Below are 16,794 nucleotides of genomic sequence, written 5' to 3'. Positions count from 1 at the left end.
ACGATGTGGAGCGCATCATGACGACCTCTACCCTGCAATATAAAGATAATAAAACTGTTGAAATTGAACATCGTGTCATTAATAAATTATTTCGTCGCCTAATCATTTTTCTTTTTATTCTGTTTGTTTTTTCGTTTCTTGATCGCATCAATATAGGATTTGCCGGACTGACAATGGGCAAGGATCTTGGCCTGACGTCCACAATGTTTGGCCTCGCCGCAACACTCTTTTATGTCACGTACGCCATGTGCGGGATCCCCAGTAATATGATGTTAGCGAAAATTGGCGCTCGTCGATGGATCGCTGGGATCATGGTGGTCTGGGGAATTGCTTCCACCTGCACAATGTTTGCAACAAGCCCCGAAACACTCTATCTACTGCGTATGCTGGTTGGTATTGCTGAGGCGGGTTTTTTACCTGGTATTTTGGTTTATCTGACCTGGTGGTTCCCGGCATATCATCGGGCCAGAGCCAATGCCTTATTTATGATAGCGATGCCAGTCACTATGATGCTGGGATTGATCCTTTCAGGCTACATTCTGGCCTTGGATGGACTGTGGAATCTAAAAGGCTGGCAATGGCTCTTTTTGCTGGAAGGTCTGCCATCGGTCATTCTTGGTGTCGTCACCTGGTTTTATCTCAACGACACACCAGACCAGGCGACCTGGCTTGATGAAAACGAAAAACAGGCTTTAAAAACGATGATTCTCCGTGAACAAGAGAGTGCATTTGCCCATGCATCTGTTCCACGCTCAACCTTACGTGAAGTCCTGACCCCAGCCATCATGCTATATACACTTGCTTATTTTTGCCTGACTAATACTCTGAGTGCGATTAATATCTGGACGCCGCAAATCCTACAGAGTTTCAATACTGGCAGTAGCAACATCATGATTGGTTTGCTGGCGGCCATCCCCCAATTCTGCACAATTTTTGGCATGATCTGGTGGAGTCGTCGTTCCGACCGTCTTAAAGAACGCAAAAAGCATACGATTCTTCCCTACCTGTTTGCCGCTGCCGGATGGTTACTCGCTTCTGCGACAGATCACAGCCTCATTCAACTGAGCAGCATCATTATGGCCTCAATGGGATCATTTACCGCGATGACTATCTTTTGGACAACACCGGATCAAGTTATAAGCTTGCAATCGCGTGCCGTTGCGATGGCTGTCATCAATGCTGTCGGCAATGTAGGTTCAGCAGTCAGTCCATTACTTATCGGTATTTTGAAAGATGCAACCGGCAGTTTTAGCTCAGGTTTGTGGTTTGTAGCAGGATTGCTGGTACTGGGCGCGTTAGTCATGACCCGAATCCCTATGGGGAGTCGGGAACACTCTCTTTCATCTGAACTTATCGCACCAAAACCGCAATAAGGAGTCATGATGTCCAGTGAAGCTATCTTTGAACATGGTTATGAAAATATTGATTTGGTCCGGGAATATGATGCCCGCTACGCTGGTGAAGATGTGCATTATGAAACATTTGCCCGGTTAGCGAATTTCTTTGGACGCGATATGCGCCCTCACTGGCACGATAGATATTTTCAACTCCATTATCTGGTCACTGGACGCATTACTTTACAACTGGATGAGCACTTCTATTCTGTGCGCGCACCGCTTTTTGTACTAACACCACCATCGGTGCCACATACTTTCTTTACTGATCCTGATAGCGATGGGCATGTTCTGACCGTACGTCAGGAGTTAATTTGGCCCCTGGTAGAAAAGCTCTGGCCTGGTAGTGGAGATGCCGCAATGCTACAAGGTATCTGTCTGTCACTGGAGGGAATGGAACATACACTGGCGGCATTAAATCATTATTGGCCGATAATATCCCTGGAGTTTCAACAAAATAAGCAAGGACGGGAAATTCTATTGCAATCACTGGCGCAAAGTATTTTTACAATCCTACTGCGTGAAGCACCACCAAATGATATTTCAACATGCAGCGTGCGCGGCGAGATGTGTTTATTCCAGAAGTTTAATCGGCTGATTGACGAAAATTATCGCCAACATTTAATGGTCCCTGAATATGCAACAATGCTCGGTATGAGTGAATCACGGCTTACCGAGCTGTGCCGACGTTTTGCCAATCAATCGCCGAAGAGATTGATTTTCGAACGAGTGAGCCGGGAAGCCAGACGGCTTCTGCTCTATAGCGAGCAAAGCATCAACCAGATAGCCCTTGATCTTGGCTACAAAGATCCCGCCTATTTCGCCCGTTTTTTCAACCGAATGATGGGTTGCTCACCAACACAATTCCGTGGTCGCTGACCATTTATCAACCTGAGAGACTCGACATGAAAATATCTTTACGCTCACTATTTGTGGCGTGCCTGATTGCGCCAGTGGCATTCACCTACGCCTCCGAACCGCAATAAATGAAAATTGTACTACTTGGAACGAAAGGTGGCCCTTCTTTATTAAAAGCTGACCGTTTACCGATGGCAACGGCACTTATTATTGGCAATAAAACCTGGTTAATTGATGCTGGTTACGGGGCCAGCTTACAACTGGTAAAAAATAATATTCCACTGCGCCAGATTGATAATATTTTACTCACCCATTTACACAGTGATCATATTCTGGACTATCCATCAGTCTTAATGAATGCATGGGCTAGCGGTCTGCAGGACAAAACTATTCATGTATTCGGTCCGCCAGGCACCCGAGCCATGACCGCTGCCAGTTGGCAGGTCTTCGATCGGGACATCACACTGCGTATGGAAGAAGAAGGAAAACCCGATCCTCGCAAACTCGTTACAGCTCAAGATGTTGGTGAAGGCGTAGTTTATAAAGATGATACCGTGACCGTGACTGCATTAAAGGTCCCTCATTCTCCTTTCCCTGACGGTGAGGCTTTTGCTTATCGCTTCGACACACAAGGCAAGCGAATTGTCTTCTCAGGAGATACCTCGTACTTTCCCCCACTGGCAACTTTCTCAGAAGGCGCTGATATACTTGTGCATGAGGCCGTACATGAGCCCTCCGTCGCTAAGCTGGCAGACAGTATTGGCAATGGTAAAACACTGGCAAAAGCCATTGCTTCTCACCATACGACTATTGAGGATGTAGGCAAAATTGCCAATGAAGCAAAAGTGAAAAAACTCATCCTTAGCCACCTGGTACCAATCACCGTTCCGGATGAAACATGGAAGCAAGAAGCACAGAAAACTATTCAGGTCCTATCGTCGTTGGTCATGAAAATATGACGATTACCATTCCATTCGCCCCATAAAAAATTCCGTCCCCGTTAGCCCTTGTTAGCGGGGAATATTATGATTTGCCTTACTGTAAGTTGATCACGATCGCAGTTTACTATTTAACTCCACCTTGCTGTCGAAAAGTACCAACGTTCGCCTGAAACGTCTCTTCCCGACAACCGCGTTCAACGCTTCAATTAAATAACAAAAACAACACACAAAATTAACAATCGTATTCCGATTAATACTGTAGAGGTCGACATGAAACCAGAAGATTTCCGCGCCAGTACCCAACGTCCTTTCACCGGGGAAGAGTATCTGAAAAGCCTGCAGGATGGTCGCGAGATCTATATCTATGGCGAGCGAGTGAAAGACGTCACCACTCATCCGGCATTTCGTAATGCGGCAGCGTCTGTTGCCCAACTGTACGACGCGCTGCACAAACCGGAGATGCAGGACTCTCTGTGTTGGAACACCGACACCGGCAGCGGCGGCTATACCCATAAATTCTTCCGCGTGGCGAAAAGTGCCGACGACCTGCGCCAGCAACGCGACGCCATCGCTGAATGGTCACGCCTGAGCTATGGCTGGATGGGCCGTACCCCAGACTACAAAGCCGCTTTCGGTTGCGCACTGGGCGCGAATCCGGGCTTTTACGGTCAGTTCGAGCAGAACGCCCGTAACTGGTATACCCGTATTCAGGAAACTGGCCTCTACTTTAACCACGCGATTGTTAACCCACCGATCGTCATTTGCCGACCGATAAAGTGAAAGACGTTTACATCAAGCTGGAAAAAGAGACTGACGCCGGGATTATCGTCAGCGGTGCGAAAGTGGTTGCCACCAACTCGGCGCTGACTCACTACAACATGATTGGCTTCGGCTCGGCACAAGTGATGGGCGAAAACCCGGACTTCGCACTGATGTTCGTTGCGCCAATGGATGCCGATGGCGTGAAATTAATCTCCCGCGCCTCTTATGAGATGGTCGCGGGTGCTACCGGCTCGCCATACGACTACCCGCTCTCCAGCCGCTTCGATGAGAACGATGCGATTCTGGTGATGGATAACGTACTGATCCCATGGGAAAACGTGCTGATCTACCGCGATTTTGATCGCTGCCGTCGCTGGACGATGGAAGGCGGTTTCGCCCGTATGTATCCGCTGCAAGCCTGTGTGCGCCTGGCAGTGAAACTCGACTTCATTACGGCACTGCTGAAAAAATCACTCGAATGTACCGGCACCCTGGAGTTCCGTGGTGTGCAGGCCGATCTCGGTGAAGTGGTGGCGTGGCGCAACACCTTCTGGGCATTGAGTGACTCGATGTGTTCAGAAGCGACGCCGTGGGTCAACGGGGCTTATTTACCGGATCATGCCGCACTGCAAACCTATCGCGTACTGGCACCAATGGCCTACGCGAAGATCAAAAACATTATAGAACGCAACGTTACCAGTGGCCTGATCTACCTCCCTTCCAGTGCCCGTGACCTGAACAATCCGCAGATCGACCAGTATCTGGCGAAGTATGTGCGCGGTTCGAACGGTATGGATCACGTCCAGCGCATCAAGATCCTCAAACTGATGTGGGACGCCATTGGCAGCGAATTTGGTGGTCGTCACGAGCTGTATGAAATCAACTACTCCGGTAGCCAGGATGAGATTCGCCTGCAATGTCTGCGCCAGGCACAAAGCTCCGGCAATATGGACAAGATGATGGCGATGGTTGATCGCTGCCTGTCGGAATACGACCAGAACGGCTGGACTGTGCCGCACCTGCACAACAACGACGATATCAACATGCTGGATAAGCTGCTGAAATAACGCAGCAGGAGGTTAAGATGCAATTAGATGAACAACGCCTGCGCTTTCATGACGCGATGGCCAGCCTGTCGGCAGCGGTAAATATTATCACCACCGAGGGCGACGCCGGACAATGCGGGATTACGGCAACGGCTGTCTGCTCGGTCACGGATACACCACCGTCGCTGATGGTGTGCATTAACGCCAACAGTGCGATGAACCCGGTTTTTCAGGGCAACGGCAAGTTGTGCGTCAACGTCCTCAACCATGAGCAGGAACTGATGGCGCGCCACTTCGCGGGCATGACAGGCATGGCGATGGAAGAGCGTTTTAGCCTCTCATGCTGGCAAAAAGGTCCGCTGGCGCAGCCGGTGCTAAAAGGTTCGCTGGCCAGTCTTGAAGGAGAGATCCGCGATGTGCAGGCGATTGGCACACATCTGGTGTATCTGGTGGAGATTAAAAACATCATCCTCAGTGCAGAAGGTCACGGACTTATTTACTTTAAACGCCGTTTCCATCCGGTGATGCTGGAAATGGAAGCTGCGATTTAAGCTCCAGCCCCTTCACGCATTCGTCGAAGGGGCATTTTTATTGTGATCTCAATCACATATCTACCCGATGAATAATTCTTGCCCAACCGCTCACCGCCATTCCTGACCGCTTACATCCCTAAAATAACCACTCAGTTATTTACCTTACTTTACGCGCACGTATCTCTGGCAACATCACTGCAGGATAGCGGTCAATTTACCTCCTCAAACGCAACGCAAACCTAGAACGGCTTCGGCCTATGATTAACAAATTACTCTATGGATTTTGGTTTGCAGGAAGGCAGCAAGTGAGTGAATCCCCGGGAGCTTACAAAAGTAAGTGTCAGAGGTGAACGAACGCAGCTGCCGCACCTGTAAGCCAAAAGACGACGAGTAAAATGCCAGGTTTTACTATGGATACGAAAAAACTATTCAAGCACATACCCTGGGTGATTCTCGGAATCATCGGTGCATTCTGCCTCGCGGTAGTTGCATTACGTCGGGGGGAGCACGTCAGCGCCCTGTGGATCGTGGTCGCCTCTGTGTCGGTGTATCTGGTGGCGTATCGCTACTACAGTCTGTACATCGCCCAGAAGGTGATGAAACTCGACCCCACGCGCGCGACGCCTGCGGTTATTAACAACGACGGTCTGAACTACGTTCCGACCAACCGTTACGTGTTGTTTGGTCACCACTTCGCCGCTATCGCCGGTGCTGGTCCGCTGGTGGGACCGGTTCTCGCCGCGCAGATGGGCTACCTGCCTGGCACGCTGTGGCTGCTGGCGGGGGTAGTGCTGGCCGGTGCGGTACAGGACTTTATGGTGCTGTTTATCTCCTCTCGCCGTAACGGCGCATCTCTCGGTGAGATGATCAAAGAAGAGATGGGGCCAGTACCGGGGACTATCGCGCTGTTTGGCTGTTTCTTAATCATGATCATCATCCTCGCCGTTCTGGCGCTGATTGTGGTTAAAGCCCTGGCCGAAAGTCCGTGGGGTGTCTTCACCGTTTGCTCAACCGTACCGATTGCGCTGTTTATGGGTATCTACATGCGCTTTATCCGTCCGGGGCGTGTGGGTGAAGTCTCTGTTATTGGTATCGTGCTGCTGGTTGCCTCTATCTACTTCGGTGGCGTGATTGCTCACGATCCGTACTGGGGTCCGGCACTGACCTTTAAAGACACCACCATTACCTTCGCGCTGATTGGCTATGCGTTTGTTTCCGCACTGCTGCCGGTGTGGCTGATCCTCGCACCGCGCGACTATCTGGCAACCTTCCTGAAAATCGGCGTTATCGTCGGCCTGGCGCTGGGTATCGTGGTGCTGAACCCGGAACTGAAAATGCCTGCGATGACCCAGTACATTGACGGTACTGGCCCGCTGTGGAAAGGCGCTCTGTTCCCGTTCCTGTTCATCACCATCGCCTGTGGTGCGGTATCTGGCTTCCACGCGCTGATCTCTTCCGGTACGACGCCGAAACTGCTGGCTAACGAAACCGACGCGCGTTTCATTGGCTACGGCGCAATGCTGATGGAGTCCTTCGTGGCGATTATGGCGCTGGTTGCAGCGTCCATCATCGAACCGGGTCTTTACTTCGCGATGAACACCCCGCCTGCTGGCCTTGGCATCACCATGCCTAACCTGCATGAAATGGGTGGCGAGAACGCGCCGATCATCATGGCGCAGCTGAAAGACGTTACCGCACACGCGGCAGCGACCGTCAGCTCCTGGGGCTTCGTGATTTCGCCAGAGCAGATCCTGCAAACCGCGAAAGACATTGGTGAGCCTTCTGTCCTGAACCGTGCAGGTGGTGCGCCGACGCTGGCGGTAGGTATCGCTCACGTGTTCCACAAAGTGCTGCCGATGGCTGACATGGGCTTCTGGTATCACTTCGGTATTCTGTTCGAAGCCCTGTTCATCCTGACCGCGCTGGATGCGGGTACCCGTTCTGGCCGCTTTATGCTGCAAGACCTGCTGGGTAACTTCATCCCGTTCCTGAAAAAAACCGACTCTCTGGTTGCCGGTATCATCGGTACTGCGGGCTGTGTGGGTCTGTGGGGCTACCTGCTGTATCAGGGCGTGGTCGATCCGCTGGGCGGCGTTAAGAGCCTGTGGCCGCTGTTCGGTATCTCCAACCAGATGCTGGCAGCCGTAGCGCTGGTACTGGGCACCGTTGTGCTGATTAAGATGAAGCGCACCCAATACATCTGGGTAACTGTTGTTCCGGCTGTATGGCTGCTTATCTGCACCACCTGGGCGCTGGGTCTGAAACTGTTCAGCACCAACCCGCAGATGGAAGGCTTCTTCTACATGGCAAGCCAGTACAAAGAGAAGATTGCTAACGGTACTGACCTGACGGCGCAGCAGATTGCCAACATGAACCACATCGTTGTGAACAACTACACCAACGCAGGCCTGAGTATTCTGTTCCTGATTGTGGTGTACAGCATCATCTTCTACGGTTTCAAAACCTGGCTTGCGGTGCGTAACAGCGACAAACGTACTGACAAAGAAACACCGTACGTTCCAATCCCGGAAGGCGGCGTGAAGATCTCTTCGCACCACTAACCGTGTTTAGCCCCGCTTCGGCGGGGCTTTGTTCTTATCAGAGTGAACTATGTTTGGTAACTTAGGACAGGCAAAAAAATATCTCGGCCAGGCGGCGAAGATGTTGATTGGTATTCCAGACTACGACAACTACGTCGAGCATATGAAGACCAACCATCCCGACAAGCCGTACATGAGCTATGAAGAATTCTTCCGCGAACGCCAGAACGCGCGCTACGGCGGCGATGGTAAAGGCGGTATGCGCTGTTGTTAATGGAGAGAGCATGAACCCGATTGCAGTTACCCTACTCACCGGTTTTTTAGGCGCGGGCAAAACTACCCTGCTGCGCCATATTCTTAACGAACAACACGGCTACAAGATTGCCGTGATTGAAAACGAATTCGGCGAAGTCTCCGTTGATGACCAACTGATTGGCGACCGCGCCACGCAGATCAAAACGCTGACCAACGGCTGCATCTGCTGTTCGCGCTCCAACGAGCTGGAGGACGCACTACTCGACCTGCTGGATAATCTCGACAAGGGCAATATTCAGTTCGATCGTCTGGTGATTGAATGCACCGGCATGGCCGATCCCGGCCCGATTATTCAGACCTTTTTCTCCCATGAGATTTTATGCCAGCTCTACCTGCTGGACGGCGTGATTGCGCTGGTGGATGCGGTACATGCCGATGAGCAGATGAACCAGTTCACCATCGCCCAGTCCCAGGTGGGCTACGCCGACCGTATTCTGCTGACTAAAACCGACGTCGCAGGCGAAGCAGAGAAACTGCGTGAACGCCTGGCGCGCATCAACGCCCGCGCACCGGTCTACACCGTCACCCACGGCGACATCGACCTGGGCCTGCTGTTCAACACCAACGGTTTTATGCTGGAAGAGAACGTCGTCAGCACCAAACCGCGTTTCCACTTTATCGCGGATAAACAAAACGATATTTCGTCAATTGTGGTGGAACTGGATTACCCGGTAGATATCAGCGAAGTTTCCCGCGTGATGGAAAACCTGCTGCTGGAATCGGCGGATAAACTGCTGCGTTACAAAGGGATGCTGTGGATTGACGGCGAACCTAACCGCCTGCTGTTCCAGGGCGTCCAGCGCCTCTACAGCGCCGACTGGGACAGGCCGTGGGGCGATGAAAAACCGCATAGCACAATGGTGTTTATCGGGATTCAGTTGCCGGAGGAAGAGATTCGGGCGGCGTTTGCGGGATTGAGGAAGTAAGTGCAGCAGTGTTCGTCTATAAGATCTCGGTGAAAACCGGGCAGTTTGACATCATTCGCTCGTCTATTCTTTCGATAACCCCTGACCAGCGTCTGCAAATGCTGATCGTCGGTTTCTGTTTCGGCGCTTTCCTTGAAGGAGCCGCAGGCTTTGGCGCACCGGTAGCAATTACCGCCGCATTGCTGGTCGGCCTGGGTTTTAAACCGCTGTACGCCGCCGGACTGTGCCTGATTGTTAACACCGCGCCAGTGGCATTTGGCGCGATGGGCATTCCAATCCTGGTTGCCGGACAAGTAACAGGCATCGACAGCTTTGAGATTGGCCAGATGGTGGGGCGTCAGCTACCGTTTATGACCATTATCGTGCTGTTCTGGATCATGGCGATTATGGACGGCTGGCGCGGTATCAAAGAGACGTGGCCTGCGGTCGTGGTTGCAGGCGGCTCGTTTGCCATCGCTCAGTACCTTAGCTCTAACTTCATTGGGCCGGAGCTGCCGGACATTATCTCTTCGCTGGTATCACTGCTCTGCCTGACGCTGTTCCTCAAACGCTGGCAACCAGTTCGCGTATTCCGCTTCGGTGACTTGGGGGCGTCACAGGTTGATATGACGCTGGCCCACACCGGTTACACCGCGGGTCAGGTGTTACGTGCCTGGACACCGTTCCTGTTCCTGACCGCTACCGTAACACTGTGGAGCATCCCGCCGTTTAAAGCCCTGTTCGCATCGGGTGGTGCGCTGTATGAGTGGGTGATCAACATTCCGGTGCCGTACCTCAATAAACTGGTTGCCCGTATGCCACCAGTGGTCAGCGAGGCTACAGCCTATGCCGGTAATGACTCCAACTTACTGATAGTGTTTTATGTTCAGATAATGCCCGATGGCCTTGTCATGCAGCTCCACCGATTTTGAGAACGACAGTGACTTCCGTCCCAGCCTTGCCAGATGTTGTCTCAGATTCAGATTATGTCGCTCAATGCGCTGAGTGTAACGCTTGCTGATAACGTGCAGCTTTCCCTTCAGGCGTGATTCATACAGCGGCCAGCCATCCGTCATCCATACCACGACCTCAAAGGCCGACAGCAGGCTCAGAAGACGCTCCAGTGTGGCCAGAGTGCGTTCACCGAAGACGTGCGCCACAACCGTCCTCCGTATCCTGTCATACGCGTAAAACAGCCAGCGCTGACGTGATTTAGCACCGACGTAGCCCCAATGTTCGTCCATTTCAGCGCAGACAATCACATCACTGCCCGGTTGTATGCGCGAGGTTACCGACTGCGGCCTGAGTTTTTTAAGTGACGTAAAACCGTGTTGAGGCCAACGCCCATAATGCGTGCACTGGCGCGACATCCGACGCCATTCATGGCCATATCAATGATTTTCTGGTGCGTACCGGGCTGAGAGGCGGTGTAAGTGAACTGTAGTTGCCATGTTTTACGGCAATGAGAGCAGAGATAGCGCTGATGTCCGGCAGTGCTTTTGCCGTTACGCACCACGCCTTCAGTAGCGGAGCAGGAAGGACATCTGATGGAAATGGAAGCCACGCAAGCACCTTAAAATCACCATCATACACTAAATCAGTAAGTTGGCAGCATTACCTCTTTCTTGTTCGAAAGAAACGCAACTATAAGATTTTTATATATTTTGTTAGAGTTGATATGGTTCCTGTAACTTCTGTTTATCTGTCTCTGATATGCCCAGATTAATTCAAGCAAGATATAACAGAGATATCAATGTGATCTCTGCTACGTACTTTACGTTGAAACACCGCCCTAAATCATAGCCAGGCTATTGATTTTATGTACAATCAGAATCGTCCTGATAAAAGCGAGAACCCCCCATGGCGGAACTGAACCTAAGTAACCTGACGGAAGCAGACATCATTACCAAATGCGTTATGCCAGCCATTCTCAATGCAGGCTGGGACAACACAACGCAAATCAGACAGGAGGTCAAACTCCGGGACGGTAAAGTCATCGTACGTGGTAAAGTTGCGGCACGCAGAACGGTAAAATCTGCTGACATCGTGCTGTACCACAAGCCAGGCATTCCCTTAGCCGTGATTGAAGCAAAAGCCAACAAACATGAAATTGGCAAAGGGATGCAACAGGGCATTGAATATGCGCGCCTGCTGGACGTTCCTTTTGTTTTTGCCACCAACGGTGATGGCTTTATCTTCCGCGATGCCACCGCAGCCGAAGGTGAATGCCTTGAAAAGCAAATAACGCTGGATGACTTCCCCTCCCCCGCTGAACTCTGGCAAAAATTCTGCCTCTGGAAAGGATACACACAAGCTCAGCTTCCGGTGATTACTCAGGACTATTACGACGATGGCAGCGGCAAATCGCCTCGTTATTATCAACTTCAGGCAATCAACAAAACCATTGAAGCCGTCTCCAACGGGCAAAACCGCGTTCTGCTGGTCATGGCGACCGGAACAGGGAAAACCTATACCGCATTCCAGATCATCTGGCGCCTGTGGAAATCAAAAAATAAAAAACGCATTTTGTTCCTTGCCGATCGCAACATTCTGGTCGACCAAACCAAAAATAATGATTTCCAGCCATTTGGTACGGCAATGACCAAAGTCAGCGGACGCACCATTGATCCCGCTTATGAAATTCACCTCGCGCTCTATCAGGCTATAACTGGCCCGGAGGAAGACCAAAAAGCGTTTAAACAAGTCGCACCAGATTTCTTCGATCTGATCGTGATCGACGAATGCCATCGCGGCAGCGCATCCGAAGACAGCGCCTGGCGAGAGATCCTTGATTATTTCAGTTCCGCCACCCAAATTGGCTTAACCGCCACGCCAAAAGAGACGCATGAAGTCTCCAGCACGGATTACTTCGGCGATCCGGTTTACGTCTACTCACTAAAAGAAGGGATCGAAGACGGCTTCCTCGCTCCTTATAAAGTTGTCCGTGTTGATATTGATGTCGACCTGCAAGGCTGGCGCCCAACCAAAGGGCAAACTGACTTAAACGGCGAAGTGATTGACGATCGTATCTATAACCAGAAAGATTTCGATCGCACGATGGTGATCGACGAACGCACAGAACTGGTTGCCAGAACCATTACCGACTACCTCAAGCGCACCAATCCGATGGATAAAACCATCGTCTTCTGTAACGACATCGATCATGCAGAACGTATGCGCCGCGCCCTGGTTAATCTCAACCCGCAGCAGGTGAAAAAGAACGACAAATACGTCATGAAAATCACCGGCGATGATGAAATTGGCAAAGCTCAGTTGGATAACTTCATCAACCCGAAAAAACCGTACCCGGTTATCGCGACCACTTCAGAGCTGATGACCACTGGTGTGGATGCTAAAACCTGCAAACTGGTAGTACTAGACCAGAACATCCAGTCGATGACCAAATTCAAGCAAATTATCGGTCGTGGTACACGCATCGACGAACGTTACGGCAAACTCTGGTTTACCATCCTCGACTTTAAAAAAGCCACCGAACTGTTTGCCGATGAGCGTTTCGATGGCATTCCCGAAAAAGTCATGGATACCACACCAGAGGATATCGCCGATCCAGAATCTGATTTTGAAGAGAAACTCGAAGAAATCAGCGAACATGACGACGAACAGGTAACAGGCGTTGATGAACCGCCTGCGCCACCATACCAGGTTACCGATACCGATGATGTCGGCCCATTTCCGGAAGAAGACGAGAAGAAAATCCGCAAGTTTCACGTCAACGGTGTAGCGGTGGGCGTTATTGCACAGCGCGTTCAGTATTACGACGCCGACGGTAAACTGGTTACCGAATCCTTTAAAGATTACACCCGCAAAACACTGCTCAAAGAATATGCCTCGCTGGATGACTTTACCCGCAAGTGGCAGGACGCCGATCGCAAAGAAGCGATCATTCACGAGCTGGAGCAACAGGGGATCATCTGGGAAGTACTGGCAGAAGAAGTCGGTAAAGATCTCGACCCGTTCGACATGCTTTGCCACGTAGTGTATGGTCAGCCGCCGTTAACCCGCAAAGAGCGCGCCGAGAACGTGCACAAGCGGAACTACTTCACAAAATACTCTGAAGCAGCGCAAGCCGTGCTCGATAATCTGCTGGATAAATACGCCGATGCGGGCGTACAGGAGATCGAAAGTATTCAGGTGCTGAAACTTAAACCATTCGACAGCATGGGCACCTTACCGGAGATTATTAAAACCGGATTTGGCGACCGTAACGGGTATAATCAGGCGCTCAGCGAGCTGGAAAACGAAATCTACCAATTACCGCCCCGCTCTGCTTAACAACTCTCTTTTGCGCCTTCTGCAACCATCATGTTGCAGAAGGCCTTGTTTTTCATGGAATACAACATGTCTATCAGCTCAGTAATCAAATCATTACAAGATATTATGCGCAAAGATGCCGGTGTGGACGGCGATGCGCAGCGTCTCGGTCAGCTCTCCTGGCTGCTGTTTTTGAAAATCTTCGATGCCCAGGAAGAGGCGCTGGAACTGGAGCAGGATAACTATCAATATCCGATCCCACAGCGTTATTTGTGGCGCAGTTGGGCCGCCAACGCGCAGGGCATTACCGGTGATTCCCTGCTGGAATTCGTTAATGATGATCTGTTTCCGGCGTTGAAAAACCTCACTGCGCCTATCGATAAAAACCCACGCGGCTACGTGGTGAAGCAGGCGTTCAGCGATGCCTATAACTATATGAAAAACGGTACGCTACTGCGCCAGGTGATCAACAAGCTGAACGAAATTGACTTTACCAGCGCCAGCGAACGCCATCTGTTTGGTGATATTTACGAACAGATCCTTAAAGATCTGCAATCTGCGGGCAATGCGGGCGAATTCTATACTCCACGCGCCGTCACTCGCTTTATGGTGGATCGCGTTGATCCGAAACTCGGCGAATCCATTATGGACCCGGCCTGCGGTACGGGCGGTTTTCTTGCCTGCGCGTTCGATCATGTAAAGAACAAATACGTGAAGAGCGTCGCCGATCATCAGACACTGCAACAACAGATCCACGGTGTTGAGAAAAAACAGCTTCCGCACCTGCTGGCGACCACCAATATGCTGCTGCACGGCATTGAAGTACCGGTACAAATTCGTCACGACAACACCCTGAATAAACCGCTTTCCTCCTGGGATGAGCAACTGGATGTCATTGTTACCAACCCGCCGTTTGGTGGCACGGAAGAAGACGGTATTGAGAAGAACTTTCCGGCAGAGATGCAAACCCGCGAAACGGCGGATCTGTTTCTGCAACTGATTGTGGAAGTACTGGCGAAAAACGGTCGTGCGGCGGTGGTATTGCCGGATGGCACACTATTTGGCGAAGGTGTTAAAACCAAAATCAAAAAGCTACTTACCGAAGAGTGCAACCTGCATACCATCGTGCGTTTACCGAATGGTGTGTTTAATCCCTATACCGGCATTAAAACCAACCTGTTGTTCTTTACCAAAGGTCAGCCAACCAAAGAGATTTGGTTCTATGAACATCAGTATCCGGCGGGCGTGAAAAACTACAGCAAAACCAAGCCGATGAAGTTTGAAGAGTTTCAGGCGGAGATCGACTGGTGGGGTAACGAGGCCGATGGTTTTGCCAGCCGCGTCGAGAATGAGCAAGCGTGGAAAGTCAGCATTGATGACGTGATTGCGCGCAACTTCAATCTGGATATTAAAAACCCACATCAGGCGGAAACCGTCAGCCATGATCCGGACGAACTGTTAGCGCAGTATGCAAAACAGCAGGCGGAGATCCAGACGCTGCGTAATCAACTGCGCGATATTCTTGGCGCTGCGCTGTCTGGCAAGGAGGTTAACTAATGAGTGTGGAAAAGCTGATCGTTGATCATATGGAAACCTGGACCTCGGCGTTGCAAACCCGTTCCACCGCCGGGCGCGGCAGCTCCGGTAAGATTGATTTGTATGGTATTAAGAAATTGCGTGAGCTGATTCTGGAACTGGCGGTGCGCGGTAAACTGGTGCCGCAGGATCCGAATGATGAACCGGCGTCGGACCTGCTGAAGCGTATTGCGGCGGAAAAAGCAGAGCTGGTGAAGCAAGGCAAAATTAAAAAGCAAAAACCACTGCCAGAAATTAGTGAGGAAGAGAAGCCGTTTGAATTGCCGGAGGGATGGGAGTGGGTGCACCTCCCTGATATTTATTGCTCAATTTCTGAGTCATCTAGAAAAATAAAATCCTCCGAAATACTACCTGAGGGAAAATATCCTGTTATCGAGCAAAGCCAAGAATTTATTTCTGGTTATTGCAACAATGAATGTCTGTTAATAAAGTTAAATAATCCAGTTATAGTTTTTGGTGATCACACAAGGAATATTAAATTTATTGATTTTGATTTTGTTGTCGGCGCTGACGGTGTGAAGATTTTATCACCTATATTAATTTGTGAGCGTTTCTTTTTTTGGCAGTTACGATCATTTAAATTAGATGTAAGAGGATACGCGAGACATTTTAAAGTATTAAATAGCTGCTTATTTGCATTACCCCCCATTGCAGAACAAGAGCGAATAGTTGAAAAAGTTAGCTCTTTGATGTCCCTCTGCGACCAACTAGAACAGCAATCCCTGACCAGTCTGGACGCACATCAGCAACTGGTTGAAACCCTGTTGGGAACGCTTACAGACAGCCAAAACACCGCGGAACTGGCTGAAAACTGGGCGCGTATTAGCGAGCATTTCGACACCCTATTTACCACCGAAGCCAGCGTGGATGCGTTAAAACAGACCATTCTGCAACTGGCCGTAATGGGCAAACTTGTGCCGCAGGATCCGAATGACGAACCCGCCTCTGAACTGCTCAAACGTATTGCGCAGGAAAAAGCTCAATTGGTGAAAGAAGGGAAAATAAAAAAACAAAAACCACTGCCGCCAATTAGCGATGAGGAAAAACCGTTTGAACTTCCGGAAGGGTGGGAATGGTGTCGTATTGGTAATATAGTTAATATTAAATCTGAATTAGTATCACCAAAAGATTATTTAAATTTATATCAAGTAGCACCTGATATTATTGAAAAGGGCACTGGGAGAGTGATATCAAAGAGAACAGTGAAAGAATCAGGAGTCAAAGGGCCAAATAGTCGCTTTTATAAAGGACAAATTGTTTATTCTAAAATCCGCCCGTCATTATCCAAAGTTTTTTTAGCAGAGTATAATGGTCTTTGCAGTGCTGATATGTATCCATTAGACTGTTACATTAATCCAAATTACTTATTGAAATATATCCTTTCCATTCCATTTCTTATGCAAGTCAAAAAAGCAGAGAACAGAATAAAAATGCCAAAACTTAATTCTGACAGTTTTTACAATATTATTGTTGCGATTCCCCCCTATAATGAACAACAAGCAATATTTGATAAGATAAATTCTATTGAAGCAGTATGCAATGGTCTTATTTCTTATATTGGGATTTATCATAAAACCCAACTGCATCTTGCAGACGCACTCACTGACGCAGCGATAAACTAATTCCCTCGCC

13 protein-coding genes, 1 pseudogene and 1 other annotated feature are annotated in these 16,794 nt (G+C 50.0%); of the genes and pseudogenes, 12 read left to right on the top strand and 2 right to left on the bottom strand.

Annotated features, from left to right (window positions below; all coding sequences use genetic code 11):
• The first annotated feature begins 17 nt into the window (after positions 1-17).
• The 9 genes and pseudogenes from hpaX (at position 18) to SF4369 (ending at position 10,226) form a co-directional block, all read left to right on the top strand.
• On the top strand, positions 18-1,373 hold the full coding sequence (gene hpaX / locus SF4378; RefSeq protein NP_710087.2) for a 4-hydroxyphenylacetate permease: 1,356 nt from the start codon (positions 18-20) through the stop codon (positions 1,371-1,373).
• Between the two features lie 9 nt (positions 1,374-1,382).
• Positions 1,383-2,273 (top strand): 4-hydroxyphenylacetate catabolism regulatory protein HpaA, encoded by an 891-nt coding sequence (gene hpaA / locus SF4377; RefSeq protein ID NP_710086.2) that lies wholly within the window; start codon positions 1,383-1,385, stop codon positions 2,271-2,273.
• Positions 2,274-2,443: 170 nt separating this feature from the next.
• A complete protein-coding gene (locus tag SF4376) occupies positions 2,444-3,211 on the top strand; it encodes a hypothetical protein (RefSeq protein ID NP_710085.2) in 768 nt (255 codons plus the stop codon).
• Positions 3,212-3,463: 252 nt separating this feature from the next.
• Positions 3,464-5,022, top strand: a pseudogene (locus SF4374).
• Between the two features lie 17 nt (positions 5,023-5,039).
• Entirely contained in the window at positions 5,040-5,552 is a 513-nt protein-coding gene (gene hpaC, locus SF4373; RefSeq protein ID NP_710082.1) for a 4-hydroxyphenylacetate 3-monooxygenase reductase subunit, read from the top strand.
• Between the two features lie 377 nt (positions 5,553-5,929).
• Positions 5,930-8,095: a carbon starvation protein gene (gene yjiY, locus SF4372; RefSeq protein ID NP_710081.1), complete on the top strand. Its 2,166-nt coding sequence runs from the start codon at positions 5,930-5,932 to the stop codon at positions 8,093-8,095.
• Between the two features lie 49 nt (positions 8,096-8,144).
• Positions 8,145-8,348 (top strand): hypothetical protein, encoded by a 204-nt coding sequence (gene yjiX, locus SF4371; RefSeq protein ID NP_710080.1) that lies wholly within the window; start codon positions 8,145-8,147, stop codon positions 8,346-8,348.
• A 112-nt stretch (positions 8,349-8,460) separates the two neighbouring features.
• Positions 8,461-9,315 (top strand): GTP-binding protein YjiA, encoded by an 855-nt coding sequence (yjiA, locus tag SF4370; protein ID NP_710079.2) that lies wholly within the window; start codon positions 8,461-8,463, stop codon positions 9,313-9,315.
• A gap of 8 nt (positions 9,316-9,323) precedes the next feature.
• On the top strand, positions 9,324-10,226 hold the full coding sequence (locus tag SF4369; RefSeq protein ID NP_710078.1) for an L-lactate permease: 903 nt from the start codon (positions 9,324-9,326) through the stop codon (positions 10,224-10,226).
• Positions 10,146-10,913 (bottom strand) — a mobile genetic element. (Overlaps the previous gene by 81 nt.)
• On the opposite strand, the gene insB is transcribed toward SF4369, so the two are convergent.
• Positions 10,161-10,556 carry an insertion element IS1 protein InsB gene (gene insB, locus SF4368; protein NP_710077.1) on the bottom strand — a complete coding sequence of 132 codons (396 nt, stop codon included), beginning with the start codon at positions 10,554-10,556 and terminating at the stop codon, positions 10,161-10,163. (Overlaps the previous feature by 396 nt.) The two genes, SF4369 and insB, sit on opposite strands and share 66 nt — an antisense overlap.
• Complete coding sequence (gene insA, locus SF4367) at positions 10,583-10,858, bottom strand: insertion element IS1 protein InsA (protein ID NP_710076.1); 276 nt, start codon at positions 10,856-10,858, stop codon at positions 10,583-10,585. It lies within the feature at positions 10,146-10,913.
• Positions 10,914-11,154: 241 nt before the next feature.
• Between insA and SF4366 the strand changes: the two genes are divergently transcribed.
• From SF4366 to SF4364, 3 genes are read left to right on the top strand one after another with little or no spacing between them, the layout of a single operon-like run.
• Complete coding sequence (locus SF4366) at positions 11,155-13,587, top strand: Type I restriction enzyme EcoAI R protein (RefSeq protein NP_710075.1); 2,433 nt, start codon at positions 11,155-11,157, stop codon at positions 13,585-13,587.
• Positions 13,588-13,617: 30 nt separating this feature from the next.
• Positions 13,618-15,123 carry a restriction modification enzyme M subunit gene (locus SF4365; RefSeq protein ID NP_710074.1) on the top strand — a complete coding sequence of 502 codons (1,506 nt, stop codon included), beginning with the start codon at positions 13,618-13,620 and terminating at the stop codon, positions 15,121-15,123.
• Positions 15,123-16,784, top strand: a complete 1,662-nt coding sequence (locus tag SF4364) for a hypothetical protein (RefSeq protein NP_710073.1) — start codon at positions 15,123-15,125, stop codon at positions 16,782-16,784. Before SF4365 ends, SF4364 begins: the two co-directional genes overlap by 1 nt.
• Positions 16,785-16,794 lie beyond the last annotated feature (10 nt).

This window comes from Shigella flexneri 2a str. 301, from assembly GCF_000006925.2.
Lineage (GTDB): Bacteria > Pseudomonadota > Gammaproteobacteria > Enterobacterales > Enterobacteriaceae > ECMA0423.
The sequence above is the reverse complement of the archived record's forward strand: the minus strand, read 5'-3'. Positions and strand labels throughout refer to the sequence as shown.

Excerpts from the sequence above, each read along its gene's own strand:
- SF4364 (NP_710073.1), top strand. The coding sequence starts at position 15,123 with ATGAGTGTGGAAAAGCTGATCGTTGATCATATGGAAACCTGGACCTCG.
- SF4376 (NP_710085.2), top strand. The coding sequence starts at position 2,444 with ATGGCAACGGCACTTATTATTGGCAATAAAACCTGGTTAATTGATGCT.
- hpaX (NP_710087.2), top strand. The coding sequence starts at position 18 with ATGACGACCTCTACCCTGCAATATAAAGATAATAAAACTGTTGAAATT.
- hpaA (NP_710086.2), top strand. The coding sequence starts at position 1,383 with ATGTCCAGTGAAGCTATCTTTGAACATGGTTATGAAAATATTGATTTG.
- hpaC (NP_710082.1), top strand. The coding sequence starts at position 5,040 with ATGCAATTAGATGAACAACGCCTGCGCTTTCATGACGCGATGGCCAGC.
- SF4366 (NP_710075.1), top strand. The coding sequence starts at position 11,155 with ATGGCGGAACTGAACCTAAGTAACCTGACGGAAGCAGACATCATTACC.
- yjiX (NP_710080.1), top strand. The coding sequence starts at position 8,145 with ATGTTTGGTAACTTAGGACAGGCAAAAAAATATCTCGGCCAGGCGGCG.
- yjiY (NP_710081.1), top strand. The coding sequence starts at position 5,930 with ATGCCAGGTTTTACTATGGATACGAAAAAACTATTCAAGCACATACCC.
- SF4365 (NP_710074.1), top strand. The coding sequence starts at position 13,618 with ATGTTGCAGAAGGCCTTGTTTTTCATGGAATACAACATGTCTATCAGC.